The following is a 10,022-nucleotide window of genomic DNA, read 5'->3' on the forward strand; positions in this document are numbered from 1 at the left end:
GCCGTGAACCCGAATATTACGGTGATGGCCATGGGCGAGAAGTGCGCAGACCTGATGAGAAAACAGTGATGTGAGCAACGCCGAGGACGTGGTCGCCTATCTGGGCGACCACGCACCGTTTCAGTCGATGGCGCCTGACGCCCTGGCTGAACTCGCCTCGGCGTCCACCACACGCGTGTTCATCAGTGAAATCGGCGAGGGGCCTGGTGCATACGTCGACCGGGTACGTGCGGAGGCAGCGCGCCGCCGGCTCGAGGAAACCACCGATACCGTATCGGCCATCGAGTGCCGCAGCCTCCGCGGCTCGCACTTCCGCATCCATGCGGTCACGTAATTCCGGCCTGCTCACGGGATTGCCTGCCTGGCGGCGCCTGGTGCGTCGCTGGCCTTGGCGCAGAATGTAGTGGCTGAGACGCCGGACAACGCTGTCTGCTCGTTGTTCTCGCTCACCGTCGCGAGGATCGCCCTGTCGTGCCGACGTCGATCGCACAGTCCTCGAAATATATTCCAACAGCTGTGATTACCTGTGAATAGTTGGGGATGCGATCACCTCATCGGGGTGGGACGATGTCCAGCATGGTCGGATCGCGAGTCGACGCTCGCCACGCGGCTGCACCGCGAGGTCGTCGTGGCGCGGCGTCTGATCGCGCAGTTACGGGCACGGGTCGCGGATACGGATATCCACACGGCGGCAATAGAACTCGTGCTGCTAGTCCATGGCGTATGTGTTCGAGGCGGTTACGGTGTGCGATCAGTTCTCCGATGAGCTGCGTGAGATTTTTCTCGACATGCTCAACGATGCCATCTGTCAAGGACAAGAACCGTTGGTAACGCGAGGTTTTGGGCCGCGTACGCAGTCCGCGATCCGGCTGGTGGCCGACAATCACCCCGATGCCAGCGTTGATCTGATCGCCGATGCCTACGACGCGTTCACTCAGGAACATGGCCCGACGGCACAGTCGGCGCCGGACAAGCCGGCTTTGTCGACAGTCCGGTCGTACCTGCGGTCTAGACGCCGATACACCCACGAAGACAACGGTTCTCCGTGACACTCATCCTCCGCGCACGACACCGGATCCGGCCGGTCGACCTCGCCTCCGTCTGCGGTGGGGGAGTTGAGGTGCTGCCGGTACTGATCCGGCCCCGTGGTGGCGGTGATCCCCACCGGGGACGAGATCCGCGCCACCGGAGTTCCTTTGATCGCGGGCGAGGTTCGGGACACCAATTCGGTGATGCTCGCGGGCCTGCTCGAACAGCTCGGCGCTCGGCCCCTGCTCTGTCCAGTGGTGCCCGACGAGCCCGCCCTGTTGCGGACGGGCGGTCCAGGATGCCGCCGTACGCGCCGATATGATCCTGCTCATCGCGGGCACCAGCGCCGGCCGCGACGATCATGCAGCCGACGTCCTCACAACGTTTGGGCAGCTTGGCATTCAGCCAGCTCGCAATACGGCCCGGACACTCTTCGATGGCCGGGGTTATCGACGGTGACGGACCAGTACCGGTGATCGGCCTGCCCGGTTATCCCATCGCCGCGCTCGATGCGTCCGATCTGCTGGCCCGGCCACCCCGTTGGCGGTGTGCGCCCGCCGACGGGGTGCGGTCGCGCTTTCTCAGATCCATTGTGTTTCAGGCACCGGCGTGACGGACTAGGGAAGGAGACAAGATAGTCAGAGGCCGAGGTCAGACAGGCTTGGATGATCTACCGGTCGTGGCGCATTTCGGTCCCAGAAGAACTTGCGCTCACCTTCGTCGATCTGCACATCGTTGATGCTGGCGTGGCGGTGTGTCATCAGTCCGTGCTCGTTGTATAGCCAGTTCTCGTTGCCGTAGGCGCGGAACCACTGACCCGAATCGTTGTGGTATTCGTAGGCAAAGCGGACCGCGATGCGGTCCTCGCTATGCGCCCACAACTCCTTGATGAGGCGGTATTTGTGTTCGCGGTCCCACTTGCCGCTCAAGAAGTCGACGATCTGTGCACGGCCCGTCACGAATACTGAGCGGTTGCGCCAGACGCTATCGACTGAATATCCCTGCGCTACAACTTGCGGATCACGGCTATTCCAGGCGTTTTCAGCCAGCCGGACCTTCAGTACAGCCGATTCATCGGTGAACGGTGGAACCGGAGGCTTCGCAGTGGTTGCTGTTGTCGTAGTCATGGTCGTCTTCCTGTTCGAGGGGTGGTCGAGTTGCTTTGTTCATGTAGACGGACCTGTCTACATGGGCGATACGATACGCCATGTAGACAGCTCTGTCCACATCAAGTGGGTGACTGAGTGGACAGATCTGTCTACGATGGTGGCGTGAGCATCTCCCAGACTCTTGATCCGCATGTTGACGTGCCGTCCCTCCCGGCTCGGGAACGGATACTGGCCACCGCGTACCGGCTGTTTTATCGCGAGGGAATTCGGGCTACCGGTATCGACAAGGTGATAGCCGAAGCTGGCGTCACCAAGGTGACCTTTTATCGTCACTTTCCCAGTAAAGACGCTCTGATCTTGGCGTTCTTGGACCTGCGACATCGGCGCTGGATGGATTGGTTTGTCGACGCGCTTGATCGCCACTCTGTTGGCAATCGTCGCCGGCCAGCGGTGGTATCCGCGGTCGAGGAATGGCTGACGTCGGACTCCTTCCGCGGGTGCGCCTTCATCAACAGCGTTAACGAGATCGGCGCGGAACTGCCCGAGGTCTACGCCATCGCCACTCGGCACAAGGCAGATATGGTCGCGGCGATCAAGGCGACGCTTCCGCCGGGTGCGAACCGTACCCGAACGGCGCAAGCGCTCGGCGTGGCAATTGATGGTGCTGTTGTGCAAGCGCAGTGCCAGCGCGATGCCACATCGGCGGTGAGAGCGCTAGCGACGATCGCCGCACCGCTGCTGCTTGCGAATGTTTGACGCCCGCTATGCCTTGGCTACAGCGGTTCAGGTAAGCATCGACGGACGAGGCATTGTTCGTGAGCAGCCCTGCGCCACAAGCTAATTCGTCACAGTGACGTATTGACGCAGATGTTGGGCAGCCTTTGGGGAGACGCCGCGCAACGATGTACGCCGGCCAGATGCCGACAGACACTCGTCGATGCTCGCAACACTTCACCTAACGTCCGAATCATTCATTAAGTGATTCAAACGTGCGCCGATGCTTGTGCAACAGATACGTATACGTGGATGTGGGGTCGACGGTGACGCACAGGTAATACGTGGATGTGGGTCGACGGTGACGCACAGGTTTGCCTGTGCCGCCAGGCCCGATAGCCGAATCGCCGAGGTGTGCGGGTTCTTGCATCTGACGCAACTCGCATTGGTTTCGTACCGATAAGCTACATTATGTCAAGTAAACTACGCCGTTTTGATCGGGCGGCCGCCGGCATGCCGCGTGTCCGATCTCGGTGTATCTGGCGGCTATCGCAATAGACTTGGCGGAATCCGATGTGCCGCGTGTGTCGCAATTTAGTTGGCGGTCGCGCGCCCTGGTTGACCGCGGGTACGAGCCAATACAATCGGACAATCCGCAGGTTGGCGTACGTCGACTAGAGAGCACCCATGGGCACGTATTCCCCGTTCAATCCTCTGGAGAACGACCTCCAGAACTACCGCCTAAGCCCTAACGGTCAGCACAGCGGAATCGCGGCAGACCGCTGGACATTGTTGGCGGACATCGAAACACGCCATGTGCCAGATGTTCTCCACGCGATGACGAAGGCCGGGATCGGCGCCTACGCGCGCACCGGCGCCGGCCGACGGACGAACGCCGACGGCGCGCGGACCGAGCCCTTGTTCGTGGACACCACCTGCTACAACCGCGCTGAAGAACTACTGATGAATTTTCTGCGCGGCAAGAGCGCGCTACCCGCGGGCGCCCGCGCGGCCTCCGCGGTGTCCGCACACACCAACGCCGCACCGTCGGCCATCCGCGGGGTCGCGGCCAAGATCTCCGCGGTCCGAGCCATTCCGGCGGTCCGGTGGTTGAGCACGATCGCGGGCGCCGTTGCTCTCATCGCACTGGCTATGTTCCTGGCCTACCACTACGGACCTACCCGGTTTCCGGCGATTCACTCGCCCCAGCCGCCACTGTCAGGGCCGACGATCGTCACGCCGGACGTCCGCCCGTCAGGCTAAGCCCGCACCGCGAAGCCGCCGCCGGAGCGTCACATCAGTACCGAGTCTCGCCGGTACCCGAGTGGAATGGAGACGCCATGACTGAGGATCGGTGGTGTTGGCAGCCCCACGCCGCTGGTCTTCCTTCCCAGCCGTGGTCGCAGTCATGGTCCTCGACGAGTCGGCGGATGTTGGCCTAGGTGAGGGCGACCTTGTCGAGGATCTCGTCGGTGCCGCCGTCGAGGACCTGCCCGGCTACGGTGGATCGAGCCGGACAGCCGGATCTCCGGAACCGCCAACTACATTGAGACAGAATCCCCTCCATGTGTCTCAATGTAGTTGGCGCTTCCCAGCAACCGACCGCACAACTAGATCGAGACGGGACACCGCGACTCTGTTCTGTCTCGATATACGTCACTGCGCTATCAGCTACCCGGCACTGCCGTGGAGGTCATCGAGATCATCCCCCAAAGGTCCAAACGGCGCTGCAAGGCGCTGGTGGCTTCGACTTTGACGCAATGTCTCTCGGCGGAATACGTCGAGGAGACCATTGCCCTGCTCCAGCAGCCCACCTCAGCTGAAAATCGTCGTGCGCCGAGCGGGGAAGGTTCTCGCTTCGCCGAGCGCCTCGGCGTCTACGACGAGTTGTATCCCACCGTCGACGACGCGTTCACCCCGCGCCAATACAACGCGACAGTGACCGTTGACGAGTAGACCCGAACATGAATGGCATCAAACGCACGGCACGGCACTTCCCGAGGTCAGTACGTGTACACCCCAGTACCGTTCCCGCGGCACCTTCTGCTCTCAGTGCCCTGCGCTTCGCGAAGATTCGCCACCGCAGACCACGGAAGCATGGCGGATCCCGTTCGCACAGAATCACTCTGCATGTGGACCTCACTTCTCGACGTTGACGAATGGCTCACATCGGCGGTCGTGGAGCATGTAGCTCGCCGCCTGCGGGCGCGCGCCGATCGCCGCCGCGCGCACCGCCCTGGTCGCGGCCGGGCTATGGGGGCCACCGCGCGGTGAAGCCAAGGTAACGCGACAGTTCTTGGGCTCCGCTTCGAACGAGATCGGTTACCGATGCGGTGACGGCGGGGGGCTCGGCTAGGATGCCGTCGCGCAGACCACTGACCGACAGCGAGGCTGCGACCGCCCCGCGGCTATCGAAGATCGGTGCGCCGACCGCGGCGATCCCGGGGGTGACGATGTTGTCGCTGACCGCGACCCCATTGTGGCGGATATCTTCAAGTTCGGCGTAAAGCGCCGAGCGGGAGATGTCGTGGCCGGAGTTCTCGCTCGGGGCGGCGATAGCGGTGTATTCCGCCCATGCCTCCCGGTCCTCGAAGGCCAGCAACGCCCGGGGTGCTGCGCCGACGTGCAGGGGCAGTGACTGGCCCAGTCGCAGCACCCGGCTGTTGACGCGCACGCCGTCGATGCGTTCGATGCACACCGCGCGGGTGCCGTGGCGTATGCACAGGAAGGTGGTCTCCCCGGTGGCGTCGTGGATACTCCTGAGCACGGGCATGGCCGCGCGGCGGATGTCGAGGTGGCGGGTGAGGTCGCTGGCCAATGCGAGCATCTTGGGGCCGATGCGGTAGGCGCCGCGGGGTGCGATCTGCTCCACCCACCCGATGTCGGCGAGAGTGGCGATCATCCGGTAAACCGAGCTGGCCGGCTCGTCAATCAGCTCGATCAGCCGCGCCGAGGTCGCAAGCCGCTCTGCGGCCAGCGCCTCCATCAGCGCCCCAGCTTTTATCACCAGCGACGGTGAACGCGGCCCGTTGAAACCGGTGTTGCCCTCCCCTCCGTGGTCGTGGGTGCCCCCCATCGGCACCGCCGTGAACATGGGCATCGCCGCGGACATCTGGTGGGCGGCCTGTTGCAAGACCCGCGCAGCGATGGATTGCTGTGCCAAGATGCTGGCCCGCAGCCCCGCCACCGAGATCGCACCGGCGGTGGTTCCGTCGGCGCGGTGCACGGGCACCGCGACCGCGGCCACCCCCTCGACAAGGTCGCCGTCGTCGACACTCCACCCCCGCGCCACGGTCTGATCGAACCGGGCACGAAGCTCTTCGGCGGTGGTAGGAGTGTTCGGAGCAATCACCTCGAAGGGGGCCGCCGCCAGCAGGTGGTGCCGAACGTCGTCCGCCGCGAAGGCCAGCAGCGCCGTCGACGCGGCACCTGCGTGGCGTGGCAGCATGCGACCCTGTCTCAAGTCGAGCATGTCTACTGCGGTGCCGTCGACGTGATCCAGGCATAGCACCCCCTCGTCGTGCGCAACACAGAAATACGCGTTCATGCCCAGCTGATCGCGGACCCACCGCAGCTGCTTGCCCAGGCTGGCACGGTCGACGAAGGACTCGACCGCCGCATCGCTCCATCTGAGCATCGCAGTCCCAAGCCCGAAACGACCCTCCCCTGCGGCCTGCACCGCCTCGATCTGCCTTAGCGCCTCCACGATCCGGTAGACAGAGGGCCGCGGCTCGCAGGTGGCCTTGGCCAATTCCGAGGCGCTCAGCGCCCCCCGCCGGGCCAGCTCGTCGACGATGAGACCTGCCTTCACAAGCAGTTGAATCGCGTTCCCTGGTGACATGCTCCCTCTTCACCCTTCGCTCGCGGTTGCGCCATTTTCATCGTGATCCGGGCGCGTCGTCGCGCCGTCGGGGCCTGCGGTCCATCAGCGAGACGTCGCTCACGTGATCGGTCGAAAGTTGCGTGAACCACTCACATCCGCTGTAATGGTACTGGCTGAACATATTGTCCGACAGGTGAGAGCACAGTGGGTCGAGCGCCGGGAGCCATCGTGCGACTGATTTCGCCGGTTCAGGCGAGAGCGGGGCCCTCGGGGTTTACGTGCCGGTCCGCTGATCAACCTGCATCAAGGAGCGCTACCCGATGACCTTGGACTTCCACTACGAGGCACTGCCGATGCGGGTCCGCTTCGGCGCCGGCTCGGTGTCGTCGCTTCCCGACGAGCTTGACGAGATCGGACTGCGCCGGGTGCTCGTGCTGTGCTCGCCAAGCCAGAAGGACACAGGCGAACTGGTCGCCTCGGCCCTCGGGGACCGCAGTGTCGGCATGCGCGCCGATGCGGTCATGCACGTCCCCGCACGGGTCGCCGAACGTGCCCAGGCCGAGGCCATCGCCCTGGGCGCCGACGGCTGTGTCACCGTGGGCGGCGGCTCGGCGATCGGACTAGGGAAGGCCATCGCCCTCAAACACGGCCTGCCCATCGTGGCCGTCCCCACCACGTACGCCGGATCGGAGATGACCCCGGTCTGGGGCATGACGACCGATGGACGCAAGGAGACCGGACGTGATCCAAAGGTATTGCCGCACAGCGTGATCTACGACCCGGAGCTGACGACGAGCCTGCCCATACCCATGTCGGTGACCAGCGGGATCAACGCCATGGCCCACGCCGTGGAGGCGCTCTACGCCCCCGACAGCACGCCGATCATCTCGCTGATGGCCGAAGAGGGCGTACGCGCACTAGCTGCCGCGCTGCCGGTCATCGTCACCGACGGCGCCGACCCAGAAGGCCGTCACCAAGCGCTCTACGGGGCATGGCTGTGTGGAGCCACCCTGGGAGCGACCACGATGTCACTGCACCACAAGCTGTGCCATGCGCTCGGGGGAACGCTCAACCTGTCCCACTCCGGCACCCACAGCGTCGTCCTGCCCTACGCCTTGGCATTCAACGAGCCCTATGCGCCCGCCGCGGCGGCGGCCCTGTCTCGCGCACTCGGCGTCGCGTCGAGCCCCGCCGACCGGCTGTGGCAGCTCTCGCGAGAATTGGGCGCCCCGCACTCCCTGGCCGAATTAGGCATGCAGGAATACGACGTCGACCACATCGCCGACGAGGTCACCCGCCGCTTCTACGGCAACCCACGCCCCATCACCAGGGACTCCGTACGCGACCTCCTGTCCGCTGCGTGGGCGGGACGATGGCCCTTTGCCATGGAGTCTGCGGCATGCCGATGACGACGGAAACGAGAATGTCATGAGTCAGACCTTTTCCCCTCCCGACGCTCCCCCTGCCGTGGCGTCCTCCGCCCGGCAGCGCGAGATCGAGGAACATCTCACCCACACCGTGATGGCATCCTTCGATGCCGGCCAGGACGAGCGACTGACGGTCCTGATGAAGTCCCTGGTCCACCATCTGCACGCGTTCATCCGCGACGTCCGGCTTACCGAAGCCGAATGGACCACCGCCATCGACTTCCTCACTGACGTCGGGCACATCACCGACGACCATCGACAGGAATTTATCCTGCTCTCCGACGTTTTGGGCGCCTCCATGCAGACGATCAACGTCAACAACCTCGCTCACGGAAATGCCACCGAAGCCACCGTGTTCGGTCCGTTCTTCACCGAGAACTCCCCACGCATCGACCTCGGAGGCGATCTCTCCGGGGGCGCCGCCGGACAACCCTGCTGGGTGGAGGGGACCATCACCGACGACGAGGGCCGACCAGTCCCCCAGGCGCGGATCGAGGTCTGGGAAGCCGACGAGAACGGCTATTACGACGTGCAATACACTGACGACCGCGTCGCGGCCCGAGCCCACATGTTCAGTGACGACGACGGGCGCTACAGGTTCTGGGCCCTCACCCCGACCCCCTACCCGATCCCCCACGATGGCCCGGTGGGGCGCCTGCTCGCAGCCACCGGTCGCTCACCCATGCGTGCATCGCATCTGCACTTCATGGTGACCGCGCCCGCGCATCGCACCCTGGTCACCCACATCTTCGTCGCCGGCGACGAGCTGCTCGACAACGACGCCGTCTTCGGGGTGAAGCAGTCGCTGATTACCGACTTCACTGAACAGCCCGCTCGCACGCCGACCCCCGACGGACGCGACTTGGGCCAGCAGACCTGGTCACGCGCCCGCTTCGACATCGTCCTAGCCCCGGATACCTCAGAGAACCAGTAGAGGGGACCCCGCATCGCCGCGAAGACCAATTCCTGCGGCAGATCGAAGGCGTCCGTTTACGCTGTGGCCTCACCGATTGCGTCACGCCGGCAGCCACGGCACTGATCAACACCACACCACTTTCAGGGCGGCACCCGCTGGCCCCCAGCGCACGGTTCGTGTTGTTGTCTTGGCAGCGACGTTATAGCTAAGCGACCAGTGCGAAGCGAATGACTCGCATGGGAGCCATGCCGAGAACGCATGGGTTATTTCACGCTGCGCTGAGTACTCTGCTCGCGGTCGGCCCATCCCGGGGTCGTTTAGTATCACCGCGGTTCCGCTGTGTTACACCCAATCCGCGTGTCACGTCCAAAGCACATCCCTCGAAACAGATTTCGGATCATCGCTCTTTCGACCGGCAGGTCCGCGGCTCAGCCTTACCGAAGCCGGCCGCCGACCGATCCCTCATTCCAGCGCCATCCTGGCTCGAACGGACGCCGCGAAAGGACGATTTAGAGGATCTGCGAATGCTGCGCTTGGGACGACTGCGGTTGGGCAACCGTCGCCAACGGCCAACCGGCGCCCCGATGAAACCCTGCTCAGGCAAGGGCCTCTCGCCGACCATCGACTTCGTAGCCAAAAGACTGGCGGGCCAAACAAGGTCTCGTGGCTGCCGGGATCGGGTAACGCTCATCCCCGCGCTGGCCGCAGCGGGGACGCGCCCTGACATCACGATCATTCCGCTGGATTCACGAAACGTTCCTCCGCGCGCCGTGTATGCGGCCACCCCGTGAGGAATCGCGCCATCGTCAGCGTTCAGCCATCGTGTGCACCAATGCAGCGGCCTTACCAACGTCAGTGGACCGATCCCACAAAATTGGTTCTGCGACGATCGAGCTGACCAGACATGCCGATACTGTCGGCTCCGGTCGAAAAGTGAGCAGGTAGTTCCGGTCGAAAAGTGAGCACCCTTCTGATTGGAGAGTGATCACTGTGGAGGATTGGGC

At 63.9% G+C, this 10,022-nt stretch carries 11 protein-coding genes and 1 pseudogene; 9 read left to right on the forward strand and 3 right to left on the reverse strand.

All coding sequences use genetic code 11. From position 1 onward, the window contains the following. Positions 1–136: 136 nt before the first annotated feature. The 4 genes and pseudogenes from A5784_RS39270 to A5784_RS38835 form a co-directional block, all read left to right on the forward strand. Positions 137–292 (forward strand): annotated as a pseudogene (locus A5784_RS39270) (GlxA family transcriptional regulator); the annotation flags it as partial. Positions 293–716: 424 nt separating this feature from the next. Beyond that, a complete protein-coding gene (locus tag A5784_RS21600; protein WP_064946949.1) occupies positions 717–1,049 on the forward strand; it encodes a hypothetical protein in 333 nt (110 codons plus the stop codon). A 105-nt stretch (positions 1,050–1,154) separates the two neighbouring features. Then, positions 1,155–1,505 carry a molybdopterin-binding protein gene (locus tag A5784_RS39850; protein WP_353651915.1) on the forward strand — a complete coding sequence of 117 codons (351 nt, stop codon included), beginning with the start codon at positions 1,155–1,157 and terminating at the stop codon, positions 1,503–1,505. Beyond that, complete coding sequence (locus A5784_RS38835; RefSeq protein ID WP_197514830.1) at positions 1,466–1,642, forward strand: hypothetical protein; 177 nt, start codon at positions 1,466–1,468, stop codon at positions 1,640–1,642. The genes A5784_RS39850 and A5784_RS38835 overlap by 40 nt, the downstream gene beginning before the upstream one ends. A gap of 25 nt (positions 1,643–1,667) precedes the next feature. Here A5784_RS38835 and A5784_RS21605 read toward each other — a convergent pair whose 3' ends face one another. Next, positions 1,668–2,156 carry a nuclear transport factor 2 family protein gene (locus A5784_RS21605; protein ID WP_064946950.1) on the reverse strand — a complete coding sequence of 163 codons (489 nt, stop codon included), beginning with the start codon at positions 2,154–2,156 and terminating at the stop codon, positions 1,668–1,670. 144 nt (positions 2,157–2,300) lie between these two features. Between A5784_RS21605 and A5784_RS21610 the strand changes: the two genes are divergently transcribed. From A5784_RS21610 to A5784_RS21620, 3 genes are all read left to right on the forward strand, one after another. After that, positions 2,301–2,894, forward strand: a complete 594-nt coding sequence (locus A5784_RS21610; protein ID WP_064946951.1) for a TetR/AcrR family transcriptional regulator — start codon at positions 2,301–2,303, stop codon at positions 2,892–2,894. 645 nt (positions 2,895–3,539) lie between these two features. Beyond that, positions 3,540–4,115, forward strand: a complete 576-nt coding sequence (locus A5784_RS21615) for a hypothetical protein (protein ID WP_064946952.1) — start codon at positions 3,540–3,542, stop codon at positions 4,113–4,115. 423 nt (positions 4,116–4,538) lie between these two features. After that, positions 4,539–4,808: a hypothetical protein gene (locus A5784_RS21620; protein ID WP_064946953.1), complete on the forward strand. Its 270-nt coding sequence runs from the start codon at positions 4,539–4,541 to the stop codon at positions 4,806–4,808. Positions 4,809–5,103: 295 nt separating this feature from the next. Here the strand turns inward: A5784_RS21620 and A5784_RS21625 are convergent, their stop codons facing one another. Further along, positions 5,104–6,693, reverse strand: coding sequence for an IclR family transcriptional regulator (locus A5784_RS21625; RefSeq protein WP_064946954.1), 1,590 nt, complete (start codon positions 6,691–6,693; stop codon positions 5,104–5,106). A 302-nt stretch (positions 6,694–6,995) separates the two neighbouring features. Between A5784_RS21625 and A5784_RS21630 the strand changes: the two genes are divergently transcribed. Together A5784_RS21630 and A5784_RS21635 are read left to right on the forward strand one after the other, a co-directional pair. Next, on the forward strand, positions 6,996–8,084 hold the full coding sequence (locus A5784_RS21630; protein WP_064946955.1) for a maleylacetate reductase: 1,089 nt from the start codon (positions 6,996–6,998) through the stop codon (positions 8,082–8,084). A gap of 19 nt (positions 8,085–8,103) precedes the next feature. Continuing rightward, positions 8,104–9,036, forward strand: coding sequence for a hydroxyquinol 1,2-dioxygenase (locus A5784_RS21635; protein WP_064946956.1), 933 nt, complete (start codon positions 8,104–8,106; stop codon positions 9,034–9,036). A gap of 788 nt (positions 9,037–9,824) precedes the next feature. Here A5784_RS21635 and A5784_RS39275 read toward each other — a convergent pair. Further along, positions 9,825–10,022, reverse strand: a 198-nt coding sequence (locus A5784_RS39275) for a hypothetical protein (RefSeq protein WP_232006181.1), incomplete at its 5' end; no start/stop codon positions are given.

It is taken from the genome of Mycobacterium sp. 852013-50091_SCH5140682 (genome assembly GCF_001665685.1).
Taxonomy (GTDB): domain Bacteria; phylum Actinomycetota; class Actinomycetes; order Mycobacteriales; family Mycobacteriaceae; genus Mycobacterium.